Below are 26,456 nucleotides of genomic sequence, written 5' to 3'. Positions count from 1 at the left end.
CTTTTTTCCAAAAACGACCGTTTTTGCAAAGCCTCCTTCGCGGGGCTTTTTTATTGGGAGAATTTCACTATGTCGATGTATGAAACCGGCACCGTATCCGCGACCGCCGACGCCACCACGATCACAGGTTCCGGTACGAAATGGGCGGACCAGAAAAACGGCATTGGCCCGCAGTGCACAATCGCGATTTACGACGCCGGGACCGTCGATTTGTACGCTATCGCCAGGGTGGACAGCGATACTCAATTAACGGTAACGCGTCCGGTATCAAAGGCGTTCTCCGGCGCCGCTTACGGCGTCATGGTGGCCGAAACCCAGTCGGTACAGTACTGGTCAAACATGCTCGCGTCACAGCTCGGCTACTACCAGTCACAGATGGACGGCTGGCAGGAAATCATGACCGGCACCGGTGAGGTGACCATCACAGCGCCGGACGGGCGGGAAGTTACGATCAGTTCGTTCAAGAAATTAACAGACGACATGGCCGGGAAAGCGGGGCTGGTTGACGGCGCCGTTCCGGTTGCACAGGGCGGGACTGGGGCAAAGACTGCAGCTGACGCTCGAACAAACTTCGGTTTAGGAAACAGCGCAATCAGGGACGTTGGCGCAGTGGCGGGAACGGTCGCCGCCGGCGATGATGCACGCCTAAGTACGGTGAACGGTAAAACTGGAGGTACGATTTCGTCTGCTGTGACAATCAAAGGTGTTGGTGGCGGAGCAACTGACTGGCATACAAATGCCGGTGGTGGTTTAGGTGTTAGGAAAGGAAATGGAGGTGACAATTCCATTGAGATGAACAATACGACAACGGATTCATCTCAGGGGAATTATGTAAACCAGATAGTCGGTAAGTGGTATAGCGGCTCCTGGGCGTTTGGTGCAATACGTAGCGGCTCAACCCAACTTGATCGTGTTCAGTTAAATGTGGTGGCAGAATCTGGAGGGGCTGCAGCATCTTTTATGTTTTACCCGGATGGGCGTGGCACCGGTGGTCAATGGGTATCACTCTCAGATGCGCGTATCAAAAAAGACATCGTGCGCATATCTGACCCACTCGTAAAGATGAGAACTATTAAGGGCTGCTTTTGGGAGCGTATTGACAATGAAACAACAGGTTACGGCTTTATTGCCCAAGACGTTGAGCAAGAGTTTCCCGAAGCGGTTAAAGGCGGCTATGACATTTCCCTGAAGGATGGCACAGTGATTTCTGATGTGAAAACTGTCGATACTTATGGGGTTGCTGCAGCTCTTCACCATGAAGCGATCCTTGCTCTCATGGATGATATTGAAAGGCTTAAAGCACAGGTCGATAACTTATGACGTTGCCGTATGTACGCTTTATAAAAAATTCCCCGCTTCAAAACAGGCTTAAATCTGCTCACATAGAGTTGCGGACATAAAATTTACAAAAATCATAATTCGAAGCGACATAGAAACTTAGAAGCGAAGCGGCGAACCTTTAAGCAGTGACGGTAGGGCCTGTATCTTGCGGACACTTACAAATAAAACTACTGTATATAAAAACAGTATTTGAGGTGTGTGCAATGGAATTCATCAGGCCAACAGAACTGCGAGAAATTATCGCTCTCCCGCTTTTCAGTGACTTAGTACAGTGTGGTTTCCCAAGCCCCGCAGCTGATTACGTTGAACAGCGTATCGATCTCAATGAGTTACTTGTCGCTCATCCGAGCTCCACCTATTTCGTCAAAGCCGCAGGTGATTCAATGATCGAAGCCGGGATTAGCGATGGTGATCTGCTGGTGGTGGACAGCTCGCGCACAGCTGAGCACGGAAACATTGTCATCGCCGCGGTGGAAGGGGAATTTACTGTTAAACGCCTGCAGTTACGCCCGACAGTCCAACTCATCCCAATGAATAGCGCCTACAGTCCGATTGTTGTAGGCAGCGAAGATACGCTGGACGTTTTCGGCGTTGTTACTTTCATCGTCAAATCGGCGAGCTGAGTATGTTTGCGCTCTGTGATGTGAATTCGTTCTACGCATCATGCGAGACCGTATTCAGGCCTGACCTGAGAGGGCGCCCGGTTGTCGTTCTCTCGAATAACGATGGCTGTGTAATCGCACGCAGTGCCGAGGCTAAGGCCGCTGGAATTACAATGGGAGAGCCTTTCTTCAAGCAAAAGGACTTATTTCGGCGCGCTGGGGTTGTTTGCTTCAGCAGCAACTACGAGCTGTACGCAGACATGTCGAACCGGGTAATGACGACGCTTGAGGAAATGAGCCCCCGCGTAGAAATTTACAGCATCGACGAAGCTTTTTGCGACCTCACAGGCGTGCGTAACTGCCGGGTGCTCGAGGAGTTCGGTCACGAGCTGAAAGATGCGGTGCGCAGGAATACCGGCCTGGCCGTCGGCTCGGTGAATGAAGTAGGGCTGTTTTTTGTCGCCGTCCTTCTTCCACTCGAACCATCCATCCGCAAAACAGATCGCCCTGCCATGCTGCCAGAGAGGTTTAAACATTCGGCTTGTGGACGCAGTCTCGACGCGCGCGTTAATCAGTGGTGCCTTGTCCCACCACCCGGGCGCGTATGACCACAGGACCGGATCGAGATGCAGTTGCTCGTCTCGTTCGCTCAGTAGCAGGACTTTTGTACCGGGCGCGACGTTGTACTGGCCTATGGGTTCCGGGTCGTATGCGATGTCGCGATCGGCTTCATCGGCCAGGTAAGCCAGATATTCTTCACGGGTTTGGGCTTGTGCAAAACGTCCACACATAGAAACCTCCAGCCAGATATCAGACTGAAAGTATAGGGCAGGGAGAAAAAAACAGGTGCGCACCGAAAGTCTATGATTTTGAAACATGGGTATGATGATGGAAGTCAGCAAGGCGGTAAATCGGGGGTTTGCGAAACTGGAAGGAGCTACGCAAAGTTGGGGAGGTTGTGGATCGAACTGATCCCGAAGTACACTCGTCGACCACTCGAAAAACGTGGCAACGGTTTGATCTTGAATGGATGTATTGGTAAGCATTGAAACCCGTTTTTAACGGGTTTCTGATGTGTAAGTGCCTGAATGGTATCAAGAAAGGCAGATTGTAGCGGAAACAGGAATCGTATTCGGTCTTTTTTTGTCTGTTGTTTTTGTTGCGCCTGCCCCGACCGGGCGGGCGACAGTGACTGTTCGCTCTCACCCTGGGTCTGAATCGTTGTAACACGGTTAACGATTCATTTACAAGTTGCTGACAGAATTTTTTTGTCGGATGTGATGACCGACCTGATGATGCCGGTGTCGTCGATAAGGATGAGCGCTGCCCCCCCAGACGATCAATCTCATGGTGCTCACCTCGTCGGCAGGGAACGCAGATTGTTTTCAATGGCTTTTTTATATCCCTGCCATGCTGGCTGAACAGTATGGCATCAAAAATGTACACCGTTTCGAATAATATAAAATAAAATGTTTTGTTTTATTAACTATCTGATTTTTTTGCGTGGTTGAACGTAACTCATTAATAAATATTGATGGTTCTTGTTTTTCGAGAAATAAATAAAAATTTAACTTTCTCTTAATTGGTGGGCGGCGATTCGGCGGTCTATATTAAAAAAGTCCATTCAGAAGGAGGTATCCAAATGAGTAATATCACCCCGTTTCATGGTCATGCTTATGATCCGCCAACCCGCGCCGTTCATGCTATCCAGTACTGGACTGAATTCCAGGAAGATCATGCCAATGAGTTAGAAGGAGGAAAAAACTTCCCTGATACCGTTGCAGGCCAGGCCCATTACGAAGGTACTGACGTATGGAGCGAGACGCCACCTGCAGATGGCCTTATTCTAAGCGGTGGGCGTTCTGATATTCGTAAAAAACTAAATTATACCGATCAGCAATTAAAAGAAGAGGGGAAACAGCCCTGGCCAAGAGTTTCGGTTAAGGCTTCGCAAGAATTAACAATTAAATGGAAATATACTGCGCCACATCCAACCAGGGGGTATATTGCCTTTATTACTAAAGATGGCTGGGATCCCTCCGCACCTGTTACCCGGTCGCAATTAGAAGAGAAACCTTTTTTTGAAGATGTTTATACCGAAGCGCCTTACTGGAGTTATCCGCTGCCTGCGAAGGATGAACATAAACTGATAATTCCCGCTGGAAAATCCGGATATCATGTTGTGGTGCTTATCTGGCTGGTGGCTGATACCGGCAATGCCTTCTACCAGACCTACGATCTGGATATCTCTGCCTGACAGGCCCCGTTTTCAGTGCTGATTGTGGTCCTCACAGGCGGGTCTGTGGGGACCGTTTGGCGTTGCCTGGCGTTTTTTATTTTGGTTAAGAATTTCCTGTTAGGCATAATCCGGCCAATATCATCGACACAAGGAGAACGATAATGTGGATTTTATTGGCCGCGGCGCTGCTGGCGCTGCGCTTTTACCTGCCTCTGGCGCTGGCGTTACTGGTGGGTTCTGCCGTCTGGGGCGTTGTCAGTGGCGTTGTGCAGCCAGTGGGCATTATCGCGCTGGTGGTCATGGCGCTGCTGGGGGTTGCCTGCGTTAAATGGCGCGAGCGGCGCGGAGTCAAAATTGCTCTTGAGGTGGTACTGGTCGTTGCGGCAGCGGCGCTGATGCTGCATCTGATCCCCGGGTTTAACAATCCCAAAGTTCTTGATGGAATTCACGCCGGGCCGCGCAGCGCCCCATTTACGATGTATTTTAACTTCGATAAAGCGCTGGTGCCGTTCCTGCTGCTGTGTTGCCTGCCCACGCTATTTGTGGCGCAGCCGTTAAAACGGGCTGTTTTCTGGCAGTGGCTGCTACTGGTGCTGGCCGTCCCGGCGCTGCTACTGGTGGCGGTAGCGCTGGGTGGGCTGGGGCTGGAGTTGCATCAGGGCCAGTGGCTGCTGCCTTTTGCCTTCGCCAACCTGTTCTTTGTATCACTGGCGGAAGAGGCGCTGTTTCGCGGCTGGCTGCTGCAACGGCTGTGTGGCGTGATGACGGCGCCGCTGGCGCTGTTGCTGAGCGCAGTGATTTTCGGGCTGATGCATACGGCGGGAGGCGTGCTGCTGGTGGTATTCGCCACGCTTGCCGGTGTGCTCTACGGGCTGGCCTGGCTATGGAGCGGCAGGCTGTGGGTGTCCACGGTACTGCACTTCGCGCTTAATCTGTGCCACGCCTTGTTCTTTACCTACCCTATGCTGCAGCACGGCAACTGATCAAAAAGGCCGGCGTGAGAGACGCCGGCCTGATATCCGTTACGACCGGGAGGCGCTCTCTCTGGCCCAGACTTCCGGCTCGTGCCGCCCTGTATTAAAACGCGTGACCCGGGCTTCCCGCTCTGGCGCAACCTGGCGCTGAGGCTGCAGGCTCAGCGCAAACCAGGCGCTGGAGAACAGGCACAGCGTGTAGCCGATCAGTTCTGTGCCTTCTTCGATCGCCGTTTTCACCACGTTCAGATAACCCCCCTGGAGCAGGCCGTTCCAGAGTTCAGTCATGCCGAACAGACGTGAGAACACCAGGATTATCACCATACCGGATGTGGTATGGGCAAAGCAGGGATGGCGGGTAAAAGCCAGCAGCCCCGGTTTCACAGACGCGTGCCAGTTAGCGGCCAGGATCAGGAAGAGGGCGGTGGAAGCCAGGGCGAACCAAAACCAGGCGCCGTGGTGCAGCATATCGAAAAAGGAGTCCAGCTCGCGGATCAACAGCGCGGCATAGAAACCGGCAATCAGCAGTAATCCACCGCGCATTCCCGGCGAACGGCGGGCGCAGAAGATAAAGATAACCACGTTCGCCAACAGGAAGAGCTCCTGGGAAATTTCGGTTAGCGATATCTCTTTCACCTGATTATGGAGCCAGAGCACATCGATAAATAAAAAGCTGGTGCTCAGGGCAATGCAGATGGCTAAAGCCAGAAAAATAATGAACTGTTTTAGTATGGGGGATTGATTCAGGAACACGACGCACCTCTTAACAAACATCAGGTGCAACATAAAGATTAACGCGGCAGGGTGATTAGCAGAACTTGCTTAATTTAACCTTAAGATAAACCTTACGTGCGGTTTAGGAAAAAGCGTGGAAATTCTCCAGTGAACCTGGTGATTATCTCATCAATCGCGGACGCTATACTTAGCCCAGGAGGCGATCTGTGTATCAGAGAATCGATGGTGCCGCCTGGCGTCATATCTGGCTGGTTGGCGATCTACACGGCTGCCTGCAGCAGCTGGCGACCGCGTTGCGGGACAGGCGTTTTCATCCCTGGCAGGATCTGCTGGTCTCGGTTGGCGATCTGATCGATCGCGGGCCCGACAGCGCTGGCTGCCTGGCGCTGCTGGATAAACCCTGGTTTCGCGCGGTGCGTGGCAATCATGAGGAGATGGCGCTGGAGGCTCTGGAAGCCCGCGACGGGATGCTGTGGCAGATAAACGGCGGTGACTGGCTGAACCAGCTTGCGGAACAGCCGCAGCGGGATGCTGTGGCACGCCTGCGCCGCTGCGCTGGACTGCCGTTAATCCTTGAGCTGCACAGCGCCGGTAAGGTTCAGGTTGTTGCGCATGCCGACTATCCCTCGTCCCATTATGTCTGGCAGAAGCCGGTAGATGCCCACCGTACGGTATGGAGCCGCGAGCGGCTGACCCGTCACCTGGAGGGCCGGGGTGGCCCCATTACCGGGGCGGATGAGTTCTGGTTCGGACATACGCCGTTGCAGGAGGCCAAAACCTTTTTTAATCAACACTACATCGATACCGGCGCGGTTTTTGGCAATACGCTGACGTTGGTACAGCTTCAGTAGCCGTCAGAAATCGCTGTACTGCTGAGCAGGCAGCCAGAAGCCGTCGATAAAATCTTCCACCGGATAGCAGCCGCCGTGGCGAATTTTCTGGCTGTCCATGGCCACTTCGCACTGCTGTTCGGTATTAAAAAGCTCTACGACGATATCGTCGCATCCGCCATCCAGATAACAGACAAATAAAACCAGTGCGAACATGCTATCCCCGCCACAATCAGCGCTGCGTTTTAGGGGTATTGTAGAGGATTATGGGGAAATGCGTTGATCTGAAAAACAACCCGCCCTTGCGGCGGGTTCATGGGTTCAGGCAAAATGCATGACCCAGGAGTCGGTACTGCGGTCGTAATGTTTACGGTACAGGACAGAATTTTCGCCGTTTAGCAGCGCAGGGATGCTGGTCTCTTCGTCCCAGGCATCGAGCTGCATGCACAGGTCAGGATCAGACTTGCAGGGGATACTCAGAGTGCGAGCGCCCTGATCTCCTCCGTGTATTTCGGCATCATCAATCTCGAATGCGCCGATTCGAACGCTGGTTTTTGCCATAGAACGATTCCCAATCGTAATAAGTGAGTGCCGCATTGCCTGTACGGTTTAAAAACCGTACAGGCCCATCTTGGCAGATGGCGAAAAAAGACGCAATTCAAATTGTAGGGTTTTTATTTTGTCCTGCGGCGCTGAACAGGCGGCCGTTGCGTACCAGCTCGCGCGGATAGCTATTTTTCAGACGCGACCCTACCCGTTTGGCCAGCCCCAGCGGCTGATTCTGGAAGGTCACGATGACATCGCCATCCGGAGGGAGCGTATCCGGGAAGATATCGCGGCCCCGGAACCACTCTTCGGCCTGTTCCGCCGTTAGCGCAAAGGCGTTGGCGGCATGCCCGGAGGCCAGCGCCACGATGGCCTCATGCTGCCAGCGGTAGCCTTTGGTATGACGTTCGGCCAGCCGTAGCCCACAGCGCGAGAAGCGCACTTTACCGAACAGCGGGACCATTTCCGTCGGGAACAGCCACAGCTCTTTATCCCGCTCCCAGAGCTGCAAACGATCGTCCCAGACAAGGCCCACTCTGGCGGCGGCATTTTCCACTTCGCTAAGCGGCTTGCCCCTGAGTGGGGTAAAGGGGAATTTGCCCACCCGAAAGTCCGGGGCGGGCAGTGGATCTAACGCGGCGGTTTTACGCAGCCGCGCCACGAAAAAGCCTTCACAGTCGAAGATTTGAGGGAAGACGTGCAGCCAGCCTTCCGGCGTGAGCGCACGCCCGGCGCCCGGGAACAGATCGCCCAGAGGCTCGACTTCCACTGCATCAGGATAGCGTTCCAGCAGCCAACGCAGCACCTGATGGTTCTCGTCACGATTCAGGGTACAGGTGGAATAAACCAGTACGCCGCCGGGTCTGAGGGCATGAATGGCGCTCTCGATAAGTGCTCGCTGAGTCGCGGCGATCTCCTGATTACTGGCCGGAGACCAGTTACGCAGGGCATCGGGATCCTTGCGTACCACCCCTTCGCCGGAGCAGGGGGCATCCAGCAGAATGGCGTCGAAACTTTCCGGTAGCGCGGCGCCGAAGACTCGTCCGTCGAAGTGAGTCAGGGCGACGTTGCTGGCGCCGCAGCGGCTAAGGTTCGCGTGCAGCACCTTTACCCGGCTGGCCGAGTATTCGTTGGCCAGGATAGCGCCCAGATTCTCCATCCGCGCCGCCATTTGCGTGGTCTTGGAGCCCGGAGCGGCAGCCATATCCATCACCCGCTGCGGGGCATTGCCGTCGGCGAACAGTGCCGCCACCGGCAGCATGGAGCTGGCTTCCTGAATGTAGAACAGACCGCTCAGGTGTTCGGCGGTACTGCCTAGCGGTAGCTCATCTTCGTTATCGCGCTCGATCCAGAAGCCTTCCGGGCACCATGGGATTGGTGTCAACTGCCAGCCGTAGGGGGCGACCTGCTCAAGAAAGTCCGTCACGCTGATTTTCAATGTGTTAACCCGCAGGCTGCGCCGTAGTGGACGCTGACAGGCGGCAATAAAGTCATCAAAGGAGAGGGTGTCCGGCATAGCCTCGCGCATCAGGTCGAGGAAGGCGTCCGGTAGCCAGGCGGATGGGGTTTGCACCAGTGGAGTGTCTCGTTCAGGGAATTAGCAAAGGCGCAGTGTAGCATAAAGGCCCCGGCGCCGCAGGCACCGGGGCACAGCGTTAACGCGGCAGGGCAGTACCCCATTCGCGCCACTCTTTCGGCTCGTTGTCGAGCAGCAGGAAGTGTTTGCCTGGGTTCGCCATTGGCGCCAGCGGTGTGCCAGGCGGGGTGGCGAAGGCGATGCCGCCGCGAATGAACTGGTTAAAGGTACCGGTCTTGACCACGCCGCCAATCAACCCAAAGTCGAGGCTATAGCCGGAAGCCAGCCAGAATACCGAGTTATTGCGCACCAGATGCTGATAACGCTTGCTGATGCGCAGGGCTACCATCACACGATCCGAAAGATTCCCCAGATGCATGCCGGTAACGGTACCCACTTCCATTCCGCGGAACAGTACCGGCGTGCCGATGCCCAGCGAACCGGCATCCGGCACTTCGACGGTGATGCTCAGACCGTCAAGGTAGCGGGAGTCAGTGATGGTGGCTTCCTGTAGTTCAAAATTGCGCCTGGGCTTGCCGTGACCCGGCTCGACGTTGATATAGGGCTGGAGCAGGGTATCCAGGTGCTCAACGCCCGCGGCTGACAACTGCGGCGTGATAACCGAGAAGCGGGTTCCGCCCCGGGCAAAGGTATCGACATACTCCGGATAGAGCACTGCGCTGGCCTGGACTTCATTACGATCGGTCAGCAGTTTTAGCGACTCCAGCTGACCGATATCGATGCCCAGATAACGAATGGGCATCCCCTCCGCCAGTTTACCGGCATCAAAGGTGTGCAGGGTAATCTGGCTGCCCACAGCTCGGGCCGCGGTTTCTGACGGATAAAGGTGACGTTTTTGCCCTTCTGGCAGAGATGCGCCGGACAGATTATCGAAGCTGATGGCGCCCTTGAGCGCTCTGGCCAGCGGCGATGCCTGAACCGAGACGCCGGCGCCGTTAAGCTGAACTTTGGCTCCGCCTTCGGCCCAGAAGACGCTGCTGGAGGTGAGCAGGTTGCGGTACTGAGGCTTAATATAGACATCGATATCAAAGGCGTTGGCCCTTGGGCGGATGTCGACGATTTCGCCTACCTCGAATTTACGATACAGCACCACCGAACCGTCCTGAACATCAGGCAGGCTTTGGGCCGACAGGGTCAGCGTCGGATTCGGCTGTTCACTCTGGGTGTTCTCCCGGGCCCGTTCCAGATTGGCGTAAAGCGGATAGCGTTGCTTCACCGCGCCGCTGTCGCCCGGCAGTATGCGAATACCGCCATCCACCCAGTCGCTGGCACTGGCGCCAAGCATCTCAACGCCGCTCAGGCCAACTTTCACGTCAATGCGGCTGTTGACCACAAACTTACTGTCGCCCTTGATGAGAGCGCGATACTCGGGATCGATGGCGACCGAGAAATCTACCCCTTTGGCGCTAAGCTGACGCTCCACCACGCGCCCGACCTGCACGCCGTGTAGCAACAAGGGCTGACCGGCGTCGATGCCAAAGCTTTCCGGGGCGGTGAGTGTCAGTTTCAGGGTACCGGCCTGTTGCAGCGGCGCTTTATTTTCCTGGGCCACCACAAAGTGCTGCTGGGGTTCGCCTTCGCCGGGAATTAATTCAAGGGTACTGCCGGTCAGCAGACCACTCAGGCGCGGGCTGTGCAGCGAAACCTTGGGGCTACGCAGTTCGATACGGGTACCGGTCCGCATCAGGCTCACCACGCTGGGATCCACCGTAAGCTCACCGCTGACGCTGCCGGTTTTGGCATCCAGGGCCAGTTTACTCAGGGTCCCGACCTCCAGTCCCTGATACATCAGGCGGGTGGATCCTTCCCGCAATCCTTCGCCGCCGGGCAGATCCAGCTTCACTTTCACGCCGCGTTTGGTGTCGGCCAGATCGTCATACAGCTGGTAGCTATCATTTTGCTTTGCGGCTTCGCCCTGGTCAGGGGAGTCGAAGGCAATGGCGCCGTTAACCAGCGCGCTCAGGCTTTCCAGCTCGACCTTCGCTCCGGAAAGGCTGACGTCAGCTTTTACGCCGGAGACGTTCCAGAAGCGGCTGTTTTGCTTCACCAGATTAGTGAAACGACGGTCGATCAGAACATCGATAGTCACGCCCTGTTTATCCGAGTTAATCGAATAGTCGTAAACCCTACCCACTGGAATCTTGCGAAAATAGACCTGCGAGCCGCTACTCAGGGAGCCCAGGTTAGGCGCCTGCAGGTGAATCATCAGTTCGCCGTTGTTGATGCGATATCGGGGTTGGGTATCCAGGGCGGTAAAGTGATCCCGGGACTCGCCCGGCCCGGGCATCATACCGATATAGTTACCTCCCACCAGGGCATCAAGACCGGAAACCCCGGCCAGGGAGGCCTTGGGCGTCACCAGCCAGAACTGAGTTTCGCTGCGCAGGGCATCTTCCATATCGCGCTTAATGCTGACGGTAACGGCAATCTTTTTTAGATCCTTGCTCGGACGCACATTCTGTACCGTGCCCACTTCCACCCCCTGGTAACGCACCGGGGTACGGCCGGGAACGATACCATCGGCAGAGATGAAGTCGATGGTGATGGTAGCGCCGTGCTCCTGCCAGGTGTTCCAGACCAGCCACAGCGCGATCAGCAATGCGATGATCGGCAGCAGCCAGAACGGAGAGATACGGCGTTTGGTTTTTATTTGCGCTTCAGTCGGTGAAGCGGGCGTTTCCTGACTCATGAGCGTCCCAAAGTAAGCGGCTGTCCAGCCATTCCACTGCAAGAATAGTTAAAATTACCGCTGCGCCGAAGTAGAAGGCGGCCGGTCCCATGGTAAAAGCCAGTAGCTGATCGCGATTGACCAGCGACATGGTTAACGAGATAACGAACAGATCCAGCATGGACCAGCGACCAATCCAGGTCACGAAACGCAACAGCAGAATTCGTGTTTTTAGCCCCTGCTCGCATTTTAAGTGAATGCTGATCAGCAGGGTAAACAGCACCAGTACCTTGGTAAAGGGCACCAGGATACTGGCGACAAAGACCACGGCGGCCACCGGTACGTTGCTGGATGCCAGTGACAGGATGCCGGACAGTATCGTGTCCTCCTGACGGGCACCGTTGACGTAGATTATCGAAATCGGCAGCAGGTTAGCCGGAAGCAGGAAAAACAGCGAGGCGATAAGTGCCGCCCAGCATTTTTGTACGCTCATCGGTCGCCGATGGTGAAGCGGCACGTGGCAGCGCGGACAGCGGCCGCGTTTATCGGCAACGCTGGTAAAGTGGCAGCTCAGGCAGACGCGAAGCTGCTGATTGTGGTGGCGCGCGGGCTTCTGCGGGTAAAAACGTTCCCACAGCTCTTCCATATTCAGATGGATAAGGGTCAGGATACTGAGCAGGGTGAGGGCCGCAAAGGCATACAGGCCGATGCCAGGTTGCAGAAAGGCGTATTCGCTGACTTTGATTGAGGCCACGCCGATCCCCACCAGATAAATATCCAGCATCACCCACTCTTTAAGTTTATCCAGCATAAGGAGTACCGGTCGCAGGTTCATGCCGAGGATGTTGCCGAGCCACAGATAAGCAATGGCGGCCACCAGAATGACCGGCGCGGCCACCGAGCCGAAAAGCACCATCGCCGCGGTGAGGGGAGAGCCCTGAAGCACCATCTGGCGCACGCCCTGTAGCAGACTGGCCTCGATATGACTGCCTAACAGCCACAGGTGCAGCAGCGGTTCGCCCCAGGCGAAGGGCATCAGCAGTAGCATGGTTATCGCCATCGCGCCCAGCCGGGTCATCGACCAGTCCCGGCCGTTATGGACTTTGGCATGGCAGCGCGGGCAGAAGGCATCCTGGTGCGATTTCACCACCGGTAACAGAAAAAGGGTATCGCATTCAGGGCAACGCTGATACCGTGAATGTGGCAGAGCCTCGCCAATGGCGTGAATAGTAAGGGGATTACCCGATGAGGAGTGCCTGAACTTTAGCGTCATGACGTTAGATGTCTGATAATTGCCTCTGCGAAGAATGGTAACCTAATTTGCGATTCGCCTTGAGCGTAACCGCATTTAGTGCTTATTTTATCAGGCATAGTCCTAAGTAATACAGCTGATGTGATTGATTAATGAATAAAGACCAATTTTACGCGGATCTCAACCGCGATTTTAATGCTTTAATGGCAGGGGAGACCAGCTTTCTGGCCATCATGGCGAATACCAGCGCGCTGCTATTCGAACGTCTGGAAGAGGTGAACTGGGCCGGATTCTACCTGCTGGAAGGGGAAACCCTGGTGCTGGGGCCGTTCCAGGGTAAGCTGGCCTGTGTGCGGATCCCGATGGGAACCGGCGTATGTGGTACTGCCGCAGCGACCCGTACCGTACAGCGGGTGGCCGATGTACACGCCTTCGATGGCCATATTGCCTGCGATGCCGCCAGTAATGCTGAGATTGTGCTGCCGCTGGTGGTGGAAAATCAGATTATTGGCGTTCTCGATATCGACAGCACGCAGTATGACCGCTTCGACCAGCAGGATGAGCAAGGGCTAAGCCAGCTCGCTAAAAATCTGCAGAGCGCGATCGCATCCAGCGATTTTAAAAAATTCTTTACGATTAACGCGTGATAAACAACGGTTCCCGTAGCATTTGCCGATTGCGTCATTATAATGGCGCCTGTTCATGCCTGCGACTTGGTTGGCAAAGCCCGTTGTAATCAGGAAATTTCATGGAAAATCAACCTAAGTTGAATAGCAGTAAAGAAGTTATCGCCTTTTTGGCCGAGCGTTTTCCTCGCTGTTTTAGCGCCGAAGGTGAAGCACGCCCCCTGAAAATTGGTATTTTTCAGGATTTGGTTGAGCGTGTTCAGGGGGAGATGAGTCTCAGTAAAACCCAGCTTCGTTCCGCTCTTCGTCTCTATACTTCCAGCTGGCGTTATCTGTACGGCATTAAGCCGGGCGCCACGCGCGTTGACCTGGATGGCAATCCCTGTGGTGAGCTGGAAGAGCAACACGTTGAACACGCCCGCAAGCAGCTTGAAGAGGCGAAGGCCCGGGTTCAGGCTCAGCGCGCTGAAAAGCAGGCGAAAAAACGTGAAGCGAATGGCGAAGGTGAAGCCCCGCGTCGCGAGCGTAAGAGCCGCCCAACGACGCCCCGGCGTAAAGAAGGTGCCGGGAACAAGCCCCGAGCAGAGAAACCTGCTGCCAAAGCCGCACGCGCTGCAGAGCCGCGTCATACGCCGGTAACGGATCTTTCCGTATTGAAGCAGGGCCAGAGCGTCAAAGTTAAAGCAGGTAACAATGCGATGGACGCCACCGTGCAGGAAGTCACCAAAGATGGCGTTCGTGTGCAGTTGACTTCTGGTATGTCAATGATAGTACGCGCAGAACACTTGATGTTCTGAAACGGAGGTCAACCCAGGGCATGAACACATTTTTTAAGCTTACGGCTGTCGCCAGCCTGCTGCTGCTGTCTGGCAGCGCGCTGGCGGTTGAAGATATCACCCGTGCGGATCAGATTCCGACGCTGAAAGAAGAGCCGCAGCATTCTACGGTAAGCGAGCGCGTGACATCGCGCTTTACCCGTTCCCACTATCGTCAGTTCGAACTCGATAACGCTTTTTCAGCGAAAATTTTCGATCGCTATCTTAATCTGCTGGATTACAGCCACAATGTGTTGCTGGCCAGCGATATTGAAGCGTTTGCGAAAAAGAAAAGCCTGATTGGCGATGAACTGCGCAGTGGGCAGCTCGATGTTTTCTACGATCTGTTTAATCTGGCGCAGAAACGTCGTTTTGAACGTTACTCCTGGGCGTTGAAGGTGCTCGATCGGCCGATGAATTTTAACGGTAACGACACCTTTAATCTCGATCGCAGTAAGGCGCCCTGGCCGACCAGCGAAGCCGAGCTCAATGCGCTGTGGGACGCCAAGGTTAAGTACGATCAGTTAACGCTGAAACTGACTGGCAAGAACGACAAAGAGATTCACGATACGTTGTCACGCCGCTATAACTCGGCCATCCGCCGCCTGGCGCAGACCAAGAGCGAGGATGTCTTTTCGCTGGCGATGACGGCGTTTGCCCATGAGATCGACCCCCATACCAACTACCTGTCGCCGCGCAACACCGAGCAGTTCAATACCGAAATGAGTCTGTCGCTCGAAGGGATTGGCGCCGTGCTGCAGATGGATGACGATTACACCGTGATTAACTCGCTGGTGGCCGGTGGACCGGCGGCCAAAAGCAAGTCCCTCAGCGTTGGCGATCGTATCGTCGGCGTGGGGCAGCCGGGTAAATCCATGCAGGATGTGATCGGCTGGCGACTGGACGACGTGGTGGCGCTGATCAAAGGCCCGAAAGGCAGCAAGGTGCGCCTTGAGATCCTGCCGGGGGGCAAAGGTACCAAAACCCGCATCGTCACGCTGACTCGCGAGCGTATTCGCCTTGAAGATCGGGCGGTGAAGATGTCGGTGAAAAAGATTGGCAAAGAGAAGATCGGCGTGCTGGACATCCCGGGTTTCTATGTCGGTCTGACCGATGATGTGAAGGTGCAGCTCCAGAAGCTGGCTAAGCAGCACGTTAGCAGCGTGGTGATCGACCTGCGCTCGAACGGCGGCGGTGCGCTGACGGAAGCGGTATCGCTCTCCGGTCTGTTTATTCCCGGCGGTCCGGTGGTTCAGGTTCGCGATAATAACGGCAAAGTGCGTGAAGATAGCGACACCGACGGCGTGGTTTACTACAAGGGGCCGCTGGTGGTGCTGGTGGACCGCTTTAGCGCCTCGGCCTCCGAAATTTTCGCGGCGGCCATGCAGGATTATGGACGAGCGTTGATCGTCGGCGAACCCACCTTCGGTAAAGGTACCGTACAGCAGTACCGTTCGCTGAACCGCATCTACGATCAGATGCTGCGCCCCGAATGGCCGGCGCTGGGCTCGGTGCAGTACACCATCCAGAAGTTCTACCGAATCAACGGCGGAAGTACCCAGCGCAAAGGGGTCACGCCGGATATCCCGATGCCGACCGCGAATCAGGATACCGAAACGGGCGAGAAGTACGAGGATAACGCGCTGCCCTGGGACAGCATTAAACCAGCGACCTGGGTAGAAGCAGGGGACCTGAAAGGGTTCGAGCCTGAGCTGCTGAAACTGCACCAGCAGCGTATCGCCAAAGATCCTGAGTTCCAGTTCATTATGAAGGATATCGAGCGTTACAACGCGATGAAGGCGAAGCGCAATATCGTCTCTCTTAACTACGCCCAGCGCGAGAAAGAGAACGATGAAGAAGAGGCCACCCGCCTGATGCGAGTTAACGATCGCCTGAAGCGCGAAGGTAAGCCGCTGCTGAAGAAGATCGACGACCTGCCCAAGGGGTATCAGGAGCCGGATCCTTATCTCGACGAGACGGTCCATATTGCCAGCGACCTGGCGAAAATGGAAAAAGCGCGACCGGCCCAGCAACCTGAAACCGCAAAATAACCCCCCAACAGGCACAAAGTTTTGTGCCTGTTTTTTTTAGGCTTTCTCAGCATTGCGTTAGCGAAATGCTACAAAATGTAAAGATATGTCTTTTTAGTCACCTGGCGACCTCCGATCGTTGAAAATAACGCTTTCGCGCCTCACGATATGAGGAATCGCGTAGTGCGTTTGGTTTAAACGAGGTTAAAAAAATTATGATGCGAATCGCGCTTTTCCTGCTGACCAACCTTGCCGTTATGGTCGTCTTCGGGATTGTGCTAAGCCTGACGGGAATTCAGTCCAGCAGCGTTAGTGGTCTGTTGATTATGGCGCTGCTGTTTGGCTTTGGCGGATCTATCGTATCGCTGCTGATGTCCAAATGGATGGCGCTGCGTTCGGTAGGGGGGGAAGTTATTGAGCAGCCGCGTAACGAGACCGAACGCTGGCTGATGGAAACCGTAAGCCGTCAGGCGCAGCAGGCGGGCATCGCTATGCCGCAGGTGGCTATCTACCATGCGCCGGATATCAACGCCTTCGCGACCGGCGCCCGACGCGATGCGTCGCTGGTGGCGGTCAGTACCGGTCTGTTGCAGAACATGAATCAGGACGAGGCTGAGGCGGTGATCGCTCACGAAATCAGCCATATCGCCAATGGCGACATGGTCACCATGACTCTGATTCAGGGGGTAGTGAACACCTTCGTTATCTTTATCTCGCGTATTATCGCGCAGCTGGCTGCGGGTTTCCTGAGCGGTAACCGCGACGAAGGCGAAAGCTCCAACGGTAACCCGATGATCTACTTTGCCGTTTCCATGGTGCTGGAACTGGTATTCGGTATTCTGGCCAGTATTATCACCATGTGGTTCTCGCGCTACCGCGAATTCCACGCCGATGCCGGCTCTGCGAAGCTGGTAGGGCGTGAAAAGATGATCGCTGCGCTGCAGCGTCTGAAGACCAGTTACGAACCGCAGGAAGCCAGCAGCATGATGGCGTTCTGCATCAACGGTAAGGGTAAATCCTTTAGCGAACTGTTTATGAGCCATCCGCCGCTCGATAAGCGTATCGAAGCGCTGCGTAGCGGGGAGTACCTGAAGTAATTCAGGGTATTAAACAAAAAAGCGCCGGATGGCGCTTTTTTTATGCCTGCGCCGTACCGCCCGACAGGTAGTGTGCTGCTGCCCACAAATCATCAGGCTCAGCCCCGGTTTTCCGCACTTTCACGGCATGATAAAGAGCAATGCCCGTGAAGCGTGAGGAGAGACTATGCCAAAAGATGACCTGCTGACATTTCTTACTAATCAGACCGACTTTTTTAATCCCCGCGATGTCAGTGAGGTGTTCACCGCCAGCTATCTGGCGCAGCGTTTCGGGATGCAGCGTAATACCGCCAGCCACTATCTCAATCAGTGGGTAGCCCAGGGGCTACTGATTAAAATTAATACCCGCCCGGTTTACTTTTTACATAAGGCCAGCTTCGAGCAGCAATTTTATCCGCTGACTTGCAGCGAATACGCCAGTATCGATGCGCTGCTGGATGATGCACAGGCCGAGCCTGAAACCGTGGATCACTTCTCGCTGCTGATTGGCCACAACGGATCGCTGAAAAAAGCGGTAGAACAGCTGAAAACGGCGCTGCTCTATCCGGGCGGCGGCCTGCCGCTGCTGATTTCCGGCGACAGCGGCACCGGTAAGAGCTATATGGCGCAGTTACTGCATCAGTACGCCATCGCTCAGGGGATTATTGATGCCGATGCCCCCTTTGTGACCTTCAACTGCGCTAAGTACGCCCATAACCCGGAACTGCTGGCCAGTAACCTGTTTGGCTACGTCCGGGGAGCTTTCACCGGGGCGGCGGCGGATAAGACTGGCGCTTTCGAAGCGGCCGATGGCGGTATGCTGTTTCTGGATGAAGTGCACCGGCTGGATGCCGAAGGGCAGGAGAAGCTGTTTACCTGGCTCGATCGCGGCGAAATTTACCGCGTTGGCGAAACGGCTAACGGACGCCCGGTTTCGGCCCGGCTGATTTTCGCCACCACCGAAGAGATTCACAGCACCTTTCTGACCACCTTCCTGCGACGGATCCCGATTCAGGTGGCGCTGCCGACCATCGCCGAGCGCAACCTGAAAGAGCGGGAAGCGCTGATCCTGCAATTCTTCTGGAGCGAAGCGCAAAAAGTGGGGCGCGGGCTGCGTATTACGCCGCGATTGTTAGGAGCGCTGATGTACTGTGTCTATCGGGGCAATGTCGGGGAGCTAAAAAACGTGGTGCGTTACAGCGTGGCCTGCGCGTTTGCCCATAACCCGCAGCAGGGACCGCTGCGGGTCACCCTTCACCACCTCCCTGATTCGGTACTGACCCGGTTACCCCAGTCTGAAGACGAGGCCGCTTCGCAGCAGGATGTGATACTGGAGCAGGGGACGTCTCTGCACTGGCTGCTCGATTCACGTGATGAAAACCGGGTGTTAATCCATGATGTTCAACTGCGGGTACTGGCGTTGTTCGAAAAGTATCGCCAGGGAGCGGCGGCGTGGAGCGATGTTGAGAGCCTGATGAGCCAGGATATTGAGAACCTGTTCGATCGGCTGATTTTTGACAACCGTAGCCAGAACGGCTCGCAGACCCTGCAATGGATAACCAGCCAGCTGCGGGATGAGTTCTACCGGCTGGAAAGACACTACAGCCTGCAGTTTAATGGCAACGGGATCTACGCGATCGGCCACTATCTGCTTTATCGTCCGGCGCTGGCGCCCCGGCAGCTAAAGGCCGGACTGTGCCAGCAGTTTGATGACTTCCTGCAACAAAAGTATCCCCAGCTGTACCCGTTCTGCCTTGAGGTGCTGGACTGTCTGTCCCGCAAGCTGGATCTGAGTATTCAGCCGATGGATGCCTCGCTGCTTATCCTGTGGCTGCATAAAATGGGCGTGCAGCGCAGCGCGCTGGTGACCCGGGCGGTGATTCTGGCCCACGGCTACGCCACGGCCAGCAGTATTGCCAGTGTGGCCAACCGGCTGTTGAAACAGCCGGTGTTTGAATCATTTGATATGCCGCTGGACGTCACGCCACAGGAGATTGCCAGGGAGGTGAGTCATTACATCGAGCGTAATGCGCTGTCTTCGGGCCTGGTTATCCTGGTGGATATGGGGTCGTTAAGCGAGATACATCATGACTTTTCGGGTCGTGTGACCACGCCTGTGGCGATTTTTAATAATGTCTCCACCGGCATGGCGCTGTATGTGGGCGAGCGCCTGTTACAGGGGGATTACCTGGAAAATATTGCCCAGGATATCGGTCGTGACCTGCCGGTGGAACACCAGATTATCTGGCCGCAGCGCAACAAACCCAGGGCCATTATTACCACCTGCGCTACGGGAATGGGGGCTGCCAGTAACCTGTGTCATCTTCTGAAAGCCAGTATTCCGGCGGCGCTGGGTATAGAGGTAGTGGCCTGTGAATACGATGCTCTGGTACAAAATAAGCGGCGTGAACCTATCTTTAACCGCTTCGAGGTTCTGGCGCTGGTGGGAACGGTGAACCCACGGGTGGCGGATATCCCCTGGGTTTCCCTGGAGTCCATGATTTCCGGGCATGGGGCGGCGTTACTCAACCCAATATTCGGGGCCCTGACCACGCCGGAAGGGGTGGCGGAAATCAACAATGCGATTGTTAAACACTTCTCTCTGCGCCGGGTGATCGAGTCGGTCACCATTCTGGATACCGGTAAGGTTATCGATCAGGTAGAGCAGTTTCTGATGCGCTATGAGCATCCGGGCGATCTTCAGATAGCCAATGATAAAAAAGTCGCGCTTTACATTCATATCAGTTGCCTGATTGAGCGGCTTATTCGTCAGGCGTCGGTTGAAAACTACAGCGGCCGGGGAGAGTGTCAACGACATCATCTGGACAGGCTGCGCGAAGCCTTTAGTGTCATTGAGGCCAGCTATAGTGTCAAAATTCCGGATAGTGAGCTGTTTTACGTTCACGACATCCTGCACTCAGAAACTGAATTTTTGCAGTACGATCAAGAGTTTTAGCCGCTAGCCTTGTCCTTCGCTTACCGTGCCACTTTTCCTGGCACGGTGCTTGCTCAGTTATTGTCTGTTACCGGAGCCATCTCGAGGTCAGGATGAACAGACATTATATTTTTGCCAGTCATGGAAATTTTGCCGCAGGAATATTGCATTCCGTCGAACTGATATTAGGAGAGCAACCCTGTGTGCGAACCCTGTGCGCTTATGTTAACGAACAGGATGATTTAAGCGCTCAGGTTGATGAACTGCTGCAATCTTACTCAGAGCAGGATGAATTAATCGTACTGACGGATATATTTGCCGGTAGCGTCAATAATGAATTTATGCGTTTTATCCACCGGCCTCATTTTCATCTGATTGCCGGGCTCAATCTTCCTTTAATTATTGACATGTTTATCTCCGAGTCGGATGAAGCGACTGAACGCCTGATTTCCCATGCGCTGGAGAATGCCCGCGAGAGTATCCAGTATTGCAATCACACCATCGACCAGCAGCCGATTGCTGATAAAGACTTCTGACAGAGGATGCAGAAAAATGATAACACTGTTGCGTATTGACCATCGCCTGCTGCACGGGCAGGTCGCCTTTTCATGGACCCAGTATATTGGCGCCGATTGCATTTTAATTGCCAATGATAACGTACCCAATGACGACCTGCGAAAAACCACCATTAAGCTGGCTAAACCCCCTGAAGTTAAGCTGGTGATTAAAAATATTGCCGACTCCGTTGAGGCGATAAAAAGTGGCGTAACCGATAAATACCGGCTGTTTATTGTGGTGGAGTCGGTAGAGGATGCCTGGCGGTTGGCGCAAGGCGTGCCCGGAATTAACAGTATTAATCTCGGAGGGATCAAGGCAAAGCCGGGCAGCCAGAATATCTCCAAAGCGATTAATTTATTGCTGCCTGAAATAGACCAGCTTAATCAGCTGGCGAATATGGGCATCGAAATTGAAATTCGCCAAGTGCCGAACGACAAAAAAATCCTGTTTACGGATTGTGTCTGATCCCGGAGGGACATCATGACAGAAGCGCTATTACTTGGGCTGGTGGCGTTCATTGCCCAGTCCGAATATGCATTAGGAACCTCGCTGATTTCCCGGCCCATCGTCACCGGGCTGCTTACCGGGCTGGTGCTCGGCGACGTGGAGACCGGGGTAGTGATGGGCGCCACGCTGGAACTGGCGTTTATTGGCTCATTTTCGGTGGGCGCCTCGATCCCTCCAGATGTGGTCACGGGGGGCATCCTCGGGGTGGCTTTTGCGATCACCTCCGGGGCGGGGACCGAAACGGCGCTGCTGCTGGGGCTGCCCATCGCCACGCTGACGCTGGTGCTGAAAAACGTTTACCTCGGGCTGTTTATTCCTTCCTTAAATCAGCGCGCCGATGTGCTGGCCAGCCGGGCGGATACCCGCGGCGTGGAGCGTATGCATCTGATAGCCGGTATCGGGCTTTCGCTGATGCTGGCGACCATCGTGACCCTCTCTTTCCTGGTGGGGAGCAGCGCCGTGAAGAGTCTGCTGGACGCGATACCGGAATTCATCAAGCACGGCCTTGCGGTGGCGACCGGCATTATCCCGGCGCTGGGCTTTGCCATGCTGGCCCGTCTGCTGATTAACCGCAGGGTGGCGCCTTACTTTTTCCTCGGCTTCGTGCTGATGGCCTATCTCAAAATTCCGGTGACGGGCATCGCCATTCTTGGCGCGATCGCTGCCGTGGTGATGGTCAACGTCACCCAAAATACATCCAGTCGCGCCGCCGCGGCGCAAGGAGCCTCGCATGACGACGAAGATGACTTCTGAAAACACGAACAGCGTGCAGCCCACAGAGCCGGAAACCATTACCCCACGGGATTTACGGCGCGTCTTCTGGCGCTCCTTCCAGATGGAATTCTCCTGGAACTATGAGCGACAGATGAACCTGGCGTTTGTCTACGCCCTGATGCCGGTACTGAAAAAGCTCTATCACAACAAAGACGAGCTGGCGGCGGCGCTCAGGCGTCACCTGGCGTTTTTTAACACCACCCCCCACATCGTCACTCTGATTCTGGGCATCACGGTCGCGATGGAAGAGAAAAACAGCCGCGAAGGCGGGCGCGACGCGGCGTCGGTCGATAACGTAAAAGCCTCGTTGATGGGGCCGCTGGCCGGGCTGGGCGACTCCTTTTTCTGGGGAACGCTGCGACTGATCGCCACCGGCGTGGGCACCAGCCTGGCGCTGAAGGGCAACGTGCTGGGGCCGGTTCTGTTCCTGCTGATTTTCAATGTTCCGCATATCGCGGTGCGCTACCTGTTCACCCGCTGGGGTTACGTGTTGGGCACCGGCGTTTTGCAGCGGATTCAAAAGAGCGGCGCTATGGAAAGCCTGACCTTCGGGGCCGCCATTATCGGGCTGATGGTGGTAGGGGCCATGACGGCCTCGATGATCGACATCACCATTCCGCTCACTTTTGGTACCGGCGATGCCACGACCCGGGTACAGGACATCATCAATGACATCATGCCCAGCCTGCTGCCGCTGGCGAGCTTTGGCGTGGTGTACTGGCTGCTCGGCAAAAAGGTACGGCCGCTGTCGATTATTGGCGGTATGGCGCTGGTGGGCATTCTCGGATCCTGGATAGGTTTACTGTAATAAGGAGTCAGCAATGGCTGAAACAATGATGACCTACATTGAGCAGCACCCCGCGGTACTTGGGGCCATCGCTCATCAATACCCGCAGTCGCTGGCGCCGCTGGCGGATTGGCTGGCGCAGCATCAGGTGAACAGAATTCTGATCCTGGCGACGGGATCTTCGCTTAACGCCGCGCTGTGCGCGCGTTACTACTTTGAAATGCGCTTTGGCATTCTGGTGGAAATCAAAGAGCCGTGGAGCTTTTGTCACTACGAGCGTATCGACCCGACCACCAGTCTGGTTCTGGCGATTAGCCAGAGCGGTAAAAGCGCCTCCACGATAGCGGCAATCGAAAAGGTCAGACGCGCCGGCCTGCCCGCTTTTTGCCTGACCTCCGATCCACACAGCCCGGCGGCGCAAGCGGCACAGGCGGTACTGGATATCGGAACCGGCATTGAAACGGTGGGCTTTGTCACCCGGGGCTTCAGCGCCACGGTATTAAACCTGCTGTTGATTGCGCTGTTAATCGCCCAAAAGCAGCAGGCGATAACGGCGGAACAGGCCGCCACCGAACGGGATGAGATCCAGCGACTGGCGGCAGCGCTACCGTCGGTTATCGATAAGACGGAGCGCTTCTTTACCCGCCAGCAGAAGCTGCTGGCCGAACATGCGCGTTTCGTAGCGGTGGGCTATGGCGCGCTGCTTGGGGTGGCGAAGGAATTTGAAACCAAGTTCACCGAAACTGTGCGTCAGCCTTCCAGCGGCTTTGAGCTGGAAGCCTACATGCATGGCCCCTATCTGGAGGCCAGTCGCGAGCACATCCTGTTTTTTATCGACAGCGACCATCATCCCCGCCTGCAGGCGCTGCGTGACTATATGCGCCCGGCCGTTGGCGCGGCGTTTCTGGTGACCACCGGACCTGACAGCGGCGATGAGCAGACCCTGGCGCTGGATCTCGGGGTCTCCCACCACTTTGCGCCTCTGGCGCTGATTGTTCCGTTTCAGATTCTGGCCTGGCGCACGGCGGCGCTGAAAGGCATCGATTTAAGCGTGCGCATTTTTGATGACTTTGACCGCGTACTGAAAAGCAAAATCTAACCTGCAGGAGAGAGTGACGATGTTGGGATTTAATCAGGATGAGTACCAGACCAGCGCCCGGGAAATTATCGCCGCGCGCGAGGTGGCGCAACAGGTTGCCGATGAAATTCACCGGGACGGGTACCGTAACCTCTTTTTCGCCTCGGTGGGTGGCTCGCTGGCGCCGATGATGGCGGTTAATGAGTTCGCTAAAGTGATGACCACGCGACCGGTATTTACCGAGCAGGCGGCTGAACTGATGGCCAGGGGCCATCGCCAGCTGACCCGGGACTCGGTGGTTATCACCCTATCAAAATCTGGCGATACCAAAGAGTCGGTCGCCGTGGCCGAATGGTGCAAGGCCCAGGGGATTCGGGTGGTGGCGGTAACCAAAAACGCCGACTCGCCGCTGGCCCGGGCGGCCTCATGGCATATACCCATGCGCCATAAAAATGGCGTCGAGTTTGAGTACATGCTGCTCTACTGGCTGTTCTTCCGCCTGGTGGCCTTGAATGATGAATTTCCGCAGTGGGAGCGCTTCGCCAGCCAGTTGGAACGCCTGCCGGAAGGTCTGCTGCAGGCCAAGCGCCAGTTTGACGGGCGCGCCGCCACACTTGCCGCTAAATATCATGATGCCGACTACATGATGTGGGTGGGCGGAGCTGAGATGTGGGGCGAGGTGTATCTGTTTTCGATGTGCATTCTTGAGGAGATGCAGTGGAAGCGCACCAAATCGGTCTCGTCGGCGGAGTTTTTCCACGGCACCCTGGAGCTGCTGGAAAAACCGATGCCGCTGTTTCTGGTGAAGGGCGAGGGGGCCTGTCGGGCGCTGGACCAGCGGGTTGAGCGCTTTGCCGCGAAAATCACCGACTGCCTGGAGGTAATCGATCCGCAGGCGTTCCCGCTGGCAGGCATCGATGATGAGTTTCGCTGGATTGTGGCGCCCTGCGTGGTCTCAACGCTGCTGGTGGATCGCCTGGCGGCGCACTTCGAACAGCAGACCGGACACGACCTGAATATTCGACGCTACTATCGCCAGTTCGATTATTGATAAAAAAGCGGCTTAGCCGCGAGCGCGCTCGCGGCGGTCAGGTTATTTATGCGCGACTGCGGGGCTGACTCAGGCGCAGGCTGCTGATGATTGCCGCTATACAGGCAAAAGCGGCCGCCAGCCAGAGGGCGGACTGGGTACCGCTGTCGTTAAACAGGTTAAACATCAGCGCTACCAGCGCGGCTCCGATGCTCTGACCGGTCAGACGCGCGGTGCCCAGCATCCCGCTGGCACCGCCGCTGCGGTTATGTGGAGCGCTGGATATAAGGGTATGGTTATTCGGCGACTGGAACAGCGCAAATCCGACGCCGCACAGCGCCATACGCCAGATGATATCCATATCGCCAGGGGTATCCGTAAGTAGCGCCAGCGCCGCCAGCCCGGCGGTAAACAGCAACAGCCCCAGCGCACCCAGCAGTCCGGCATGGACATGTTCGATCAGTCTTCCGGCCACAGGCGCCACCAGCATAGTCGCGATAGGCCAGGGGGTCAGCAGCAACCCTGTCTCCACTTCGCTGCGTCCCAGCACCCCTTGCATCCAGAACGGCAGGGCGACCAGCGCCAGCATCTGTGCGGTAAACGAACAGATAGAGGTCGCCATCGATAGCGAAAAAATCGGAATACGTAGCAGGTCCACTGGCAGTAACGGCACTTCCAGGCGCAGCTGGCGGCGCACAAAGAGCGTACCGATAATCAACAGCGCGATACACTCACCGGCAACCAGCAGCGGCGGCTGTCCCTGCGCGAAGCCGCTCAGGGCGCCGATCAGCAGGCCAAAGGTCAGGGCGTTCATCAGCGCGCTGGGCAGATCGAAGCGCTGACGCTGTTTTTCGGTGTTGGCTGGTAGCCAGCGCAGCGCCAGAATCAGTCCCACAACGCCGATGGGCAGGTTAATCAGAAACAGCCAGTGCCAGGTAGCGACCGACAGAATCGCCGCGGCCACGGTGGGGCCAGCGGCGGCGGAGACCGCCACGATCAACGCGTTAATGGCGAGCCCGCGTCCCAGTTGGGCGCGGGGATAGATCAGGCGAATCAGCGCGGTATTCACGCTCATTACCGCCGCTGCGCTAAAGCCCTGAAGGATGCGGGCGGCAATCAGCCATTCCAGCGTAGGGGAAAGGGCACACATCAGCGACGTCAGGCTAAACAGCGCTAGCCCGTAGCGGTAGATACGCCGGTAGCCGACCATATCGCCTAAAAAAGAGAATGACAGTAGCGACACCATAATCGCCATCTGATAGGCATTGACCACCCAGATGGTGCTGGCCGGGCTGGCCTGCAGTTCCTGGGAGAGCGTCGGCAGCGCTACATTAGCAATCGCGCCATCCAGCACCGACATCATAATACCCAGAGCGATGGTGATAATAGCGCCGTAGCGTTGGGGCAGCGGCATGCCGTCTGCGGGGGAGTTTTCCATAAAATGACGGATTAGTGG

At 55.8% G+C, this 26,456-nt stretch carries 23 protein-coding genes and 2 pseudogenes; 17 read left to right on the top strand and 8 right to left on the bottom strand.

The genetic code is table 11. The annotated features are described in order from the left end of the window. Positions 1–69: 69 nt before the first annotated feature. From SCU88_RS14375 to SCU88_RS14365, 3 genes and pseudogenes are all read left to right on the top strand, one after another. Positions 70–1,320, top strand: coding sequence for a tail fiber domain-containing protein (locus tag SCU88_RS14375; protein WP_175341766.1), 1,251 nt, complete (start codon positions 70–72; stop codon positions 1,318–1,320). A gap of 224 nt (positions 1,321–1,544) precedes the next feature. Next, positions 1,545–1,964, top strand: coding sequence for a translesion error-prone DNA polymerase V autoproteolytic subunit (locus SCU88_RS14370; protein ID WP_175341765.1), 420 nt, complete (start codon positions 1,545–1,547; stop codon positions 1,962–1,964). A 2-nt stretch (positions 1,965–1,966) separates the two neighbouring features. Then, a pseudogene (locus SCU88_RS14365) lies at positions 1,967–2,311 on the top strand (DNA polymerase V subunit UmuC); the annotation flags it as partial. Positions 2,312–2,362: 51 nt separating this feature from the next. On the opposite strand, the pseudogene SCU88_RS14360 reads toward SCU88_RS14365, so the two are convergent. Then, positions 2,363–2,734 (bottom strand): annotated as a pseudogene (locus SCU88_RS14360) (SOS response-associated peptidase family protein); the annotation flags it as partial. 851 nt (positions 2,735–3,585) lie between these two features. Here SCU88_RS14360 and SCU88_RS14355 point away from each other — a divergent pair. Beyond that, positions 3,586–4,200, top strand: a complete 615-nt coding sequence (locus tag SCU88_RS14355) for a lytic polysaccharide monooxygenase (protein ID WP_175341764.1) — start codon at positions 3,586–3,588, stop codon at positions 4,198–4,200. 143 nt (positions 4,201–4,343) lie between these two features. After that, complete coding sequence (locus SCU88_RS14350; protein ID WP_175341763.1) at positions 4,344–5,165, top strand: CPBP family glutamic-type intramembrane protease; 822 nt, start codon at positions 4,344–4,346, stop codon at positions 5,163–5,165. A 39-nt stretch (positions 5,166–5,204) separates the two neighbouring features. Here the strand turns inward: SCU88_RS14350 and SCU88_RS14345 are convergent, their stop codons facing one another. Beyond that, positions 5,205–5,909 carry a hypothetical protein gene (locus SCU88_RS14345; RefSeq protein WP_175341762.1) on the bottom strand — a complete coding sequence of 235 codons (705 nt, stop codon included), beginning with the start codon at positions 5,907–5,909 and terminating at the stop codon, positions 5,205–5,207. Between the two features lie 188 nt (positions 5,910–6,097). On the opposite strand from SCU88_RS14345, the gene pphA reads away from it, so the two are divergent. Continuing rightward, positions 6,098–6,742, top strand: a complete 645-nt coding sequence (gene pphA, locus SCU88_RS14340; RefSeq protein ID WP_138097886.1) for a protein-serine/threonine phosphatase — start codon at positions 6,098–6,100, stop codon at positions 6,740–6,742. Positions 6,743–6,745: 3 nt separating this feature from the next. Here pphA and SCU88_RS14335 read toward each other — a convergent pair whose 3' ends face one another. The 5 genes from SCU88_RS14335 to yebS form a co-directional block, all read right to left on the bottom strand. Then, positions 6,746–6,937 (bottom strand): YebW family protein, encoded by a 192-nt coding sequence (locus SCU88_RS14335; RefSeq protein ID WP_138097885.1) that lies wholly within the window; start codon positions 6,935–6,937, stop codon positions 6,746–6,748. A 105-nt stretch (positions 6,938–7,042) separates the two neighbouring features. Next, the gene (locus tag SCU88_RS14330; RefSeq protein ID WP_138097884.1) at positions 7,043–7,282 is read right to left on the bottom strand and encodes a YebV family protein; all 240 of its coding nucleotides are present in this window, start codon (positions 7,280–7,282) and stop codon (positions 7,043–7,045) included. Positions 7,283–7,379: 97 nt separating this feature from the next. Further along, positions 7,380–8,795 (bottom strand): 16S rRNA (cytosine(1407)-C(5))-methyltransferase RsmF, encoded by a 1,416-nt coding sequence (gene rsmF / locus SCU88_RS14325; protein WP_431810171.1) that lies wholly within the window; start codon positions 8,793–8,795, stop codon positions 7,380–7,382. A 127-nt stretch (positions 8,796–8,922) separates the two neighbouring features. Beyond that, positions 8,923–11,553, bottom strand: a complete 2,631-nt coding sequence (locus SCU88_RS14320; RefSeq protein WP_175341760.1) for an MlaD family protein — start codon at positions 11,551–11,553, stop codon at positions 8,923–8,925. Then, entirely contained in the window at positions 11,522–12,805 is a 1,284-nt protein-coding gene (yebS, locus tag SCU88_RS14315) for a membrane integrity lipid transport subunit YebS (RefSeq protein WP_175341759.1), read from the bottom strand. The genes SCU88_RS14320 and yebS overlap by 32 nt, the downstream gene beginning before the upstream one ends. Positions 12,806–12,936: 131 nt before the next feature. Between yebS and SCU88_RS14310 the strand changes: the two genes are divergently transcribed. The 11 genes from SCU88_RS14310 (at position 12,937) to SCU88_RS14260 (ending at position 25,021) form a co-directional block, all read left to right on the top strand. Then, positions 12,937–13,431, top strand: coding sequence for a GAF domain-containing protein (locus SCU88_RS14310; protein ID WP_138097880.1), 495 nt, complete (start codon positions 12,937–12,939; stop codon positions 13,429–13,431). 101 nt (positions 13,432–13,532) lie between these two features. After that, complete coding sequence (gene proQ / locus SCU88_RS14305; protein WP_138097879.1) at positions 13,533–14,207, top strand: RNA chaperone ProQ; 675 nt, start codon at positions 13,533–13,535, stop codon at positions 14,205–14,207. 20 nt (positions 14,208–14,227) lie between these two features. Then, positions 14,228–16,276 (top strand): carboxy terminal-processing peptidase, encoded by a 2,049-nt coding sequence (gene prc, locus SCU88_RS14300; RefSeq protein WP_175341758.1) that lies wholly within the window; start codon positions 14,228–14,230, stop codon positions 16,274–16,276. A gap of 194 nt (positions 16,277–16,470) precedes the next feature. Continuing rightward, complete coding sequence (gene htpX, locus SCU88_RS14295; protein WP_138097877.1) at positions 16,471–17,352, top strand: protease HtpX; 882 nt, start codon at positions 16,471–16,473, stop codon at positions 17,350–17,352. A 166-nt stretch (positions 17,353–17,518) separates the two neighbouring features. Next, positions 17,519–20,287: a sigma 54-interacting transcriptional regulator gene (locus SCU88_RS14290; protein WP_175341757.1), complete on the top strand. Its 2,769-nt coding sequence runs from the start codon at positions 17,519–17,521 to the stop codon at positions 20,285–20,287. Positions 20,288–20,379: 92 nt separating this feature from the next. Next, positions 20,380–20,802, top strand: a complete 423-nt coding sequence (locus SCU88_RS14285) for a PTS sugar transporter subunit IIA (RefSeq protein ID WP_175341756.1) — start codon at positions 20,380–20,382, stop codon at positions 20,800–20,802. A 16-nt stretch (positions 20,803–20,818) separates the two neighbouring features. After that, a complete protein-coding gene (locus SCU88_RS14280) occupies positions 20,819–21,289 on the top strand; it encodes a PTS sugar transporter subunit IIB (protein WP_175341755.1) in 471 nt (156 codons plus the stop codon). A 15-nt stretch (positions 21,290–21,304) separates the two neighbouring features. Next, positions 21,305–22,084 carry a PTS sugar transporter subunit IIC gene (locus SCU88_RS14275; protein WP_175341754.1) on the top strand — a complete coding sequence of 260 codons (780 nt, stop codon included), beginning with the start codon at positions 21,305–21,307 and terminating at the stop codon, positions 22,082–22,084. Continuing rightward, a complete protein-coding gene (locus SCU88_RS14270) occupies positions 22,062–22,913 on the top strand; it encodes a PTS system mannose/fructose/sorbose family transporter subunit IID (protein ID WP_175341753.1) in 852 nt (283 codons plus the stop codon). The genes SCU88_RS14275 and SCU88_RS14270 overlap by 23 nt, the downstream gene beginning before the upstream one ends. A gap of 13 nt (positions 22,914–22,926) precedes the next feature. Further along, the gene (locus tag SCU88_RS14265; protein WP_175341752.1) at positions 22,927–23,991 is read left to right on the top strand and encodes an SIS domain-containing protein; all 1,065 of its coding nucleotides are present in this window, start codon (positions 22,927–22,929) and stop codon (positions 23,989–23,991) included. A gap of 19 nt (positions 23,992–24,010) precedes the next feature. Continuing rightward, positions 24,011–25,021, top strand: coding sequence for an SIS domain-containing protein (locus SCU88_RS14260; RefSeq protein ID WP_175341751.1), 1,011 nt, complete (start codon positions 24,011–24,013; stop codon positions 25,019–25,021). A gap of 46 nt (positions 25,022–25,067) precedes the next feature. Here the strand turns inward: SCU88_RS14260 and SCU88_RS14255 are convergent, their stop codons facing one another. Next, entirely contained in the window at positions 25,068–26,438 is a 1,371-nt protein-coding gene (locus tag SCU88_RS14255) for an MFS transporter (protein WP_175341750.1), read from the bottom strand. Between the last annotated feature and the right edge of the window lie 18 nt (positions 26,439–26,456).

The organism is Jejuibacter sp. L23 (assembly GCF_050815825.1).
In the GTDB taxonomy this organism is placed as follows: domain Bacteria; phylum Pseudomonadota; class Gammaproteobacteria; order Enterobacterales; family Enterobacteriaceae; genus Jejubacter; species Jejubacter calystegiae.
This window is presented reverse-complemented; position numbering and strand designations above follow the sequence as displayed.

Coding starts and splice junctions, on each gene's coding strand:
- SCU88_RS14350 (WP_175341763.1), top strand. CDS start 4,344: ATGTGGATTTTATTGGCCGCGGCGCTGCTGGCGCTGCGCTTTTACCTG.
- SCU88_RS14290 (WP_175341757.1), top strand. CDS start 17,519: ATGCCAAAAGATGACCTGCTGACATTTCTTACTAATCAGACCGACTTT.
- SCU88_RS14265 (WP_175341752.1), top strand. CDS start 22,927: ATGGCTGAAACAATGATGACCTACATTGAGCAGCACCCCGCGGTACTT.
- SCU88_RS14280 (WP_175341755.1), top strand. CDS start 20,819: ATGATAACACTGTTGCGTATTGACCATCGCCTGCTGCACGGGCAGGTC.
- htpX (WP_138097877.1), top strand. CDS start 16,471: ATGATGCGAATCGCGCTTTTCCTGCTGACCAACCTTGCCGTTATGGTC.
- SCU88_RS14320 (WP_175341760.1), bottom strand. CDS start 11,553: ATGAGTCAGGAAACGCCCGCTTCACCGACTGAAGCGCAAATAAAAACC.
- SCU88_RS14255 (WP_175341750.1), bottom strand. CDS start 26,438: ATGGAAAACTCCCCCGCAGACGGCATGCCGCTGCCCCAACGCTACGGC.
- proQ (WP_138097879.1), top strand. CDS start 13,533: ATGGAAAATCAACCTAAGTTGAATAGCAGTAAAGAAGTTATCGCCTTT.
- yebS (WP_175341759.1), bottom strand. CDS start 12,805: ATGACGCTAAAGTTCAGGCACTCCTCATCGGGTAATCCCCTTACTATT.
- SCU88_RS14330 (WP_138097884.1), bottom strand. CDS start 7,282: ATGGCAAAAACCAGCGTTCGAATCGGCGCATTCGAGATTGATGATGCC.
- SCU88_RS14370 (WP_175341765.1), top strand. CDS start 1,545: ATGGAATTCATCAGGCCAACAGAACTGCGAGAAATTATCGCTCTCCCG.
- rsmF (WP_431810171.1), bottom strand. CDS start 8,795: ATGCGCGAGGCTATGCCGGACACCCTCTCCTTTGATGACTTTATTGCC.
- SCU88_RS14335 (WP_138097885.1), bottom strand. CDS start 6,937: ATGTTCGCACTGGTTTTATTTGTCTGTTATCTGGATGGCGGATGCGAC.
- SCU88_RS14285 (WP_175341756.1), top strand. CDS start 20,380: ATGAACAGACATTATATTTTTGCCAGTCATGGAAATTTTGCCGCAGGA.
- SCU88_RS14375 (WP_175341766.1), top strand. CDS start 70: ATGTCGATGTATGAAACCGGCACCGTATCCGCGACCGCCGACGCCACC.
- SCU88_RS14275 (WP_175341754.1), top strand. CDS start 21,305: ATGACAGAAGCGCTATTACTTGGGCTGGTGGCGTTCATTGCCCAGTCC.
- SCU88_RS14260 (WP_175341751.1), top strand. CDS start 24,011: ATGTTGGGATTTAATCAGGATGAGTACCAGACCAGCGCCCGGGAAATT.
- SCU88_RS14310 (WP_138097880.1), top strand. CDS start 12,937: ATGAATAAAGACCAATTTTACGCGGATCTCAACCGCGATTTTAATGCT.
- SCU88_RS14355 (WP_175341764.1), top strand. CDS start 3,586: ATGAGTAATATCACCCCGTTTCATGGTCATGCTTATGATCCGCCAACC.
- SCU88_RS14270 (WP_175341753.1), top strand. CDS start 22,062: ATGACGACGAAGATGACTTCTGAAAACACGAACAGCGTGCAGCCCACA.
- prc (WP_175341758.1), top strand. CDS start 14,228: ATGAACACATTTTTTAAGCTTACGGCTGTCGCCAGCCTGCTGCTGCTG.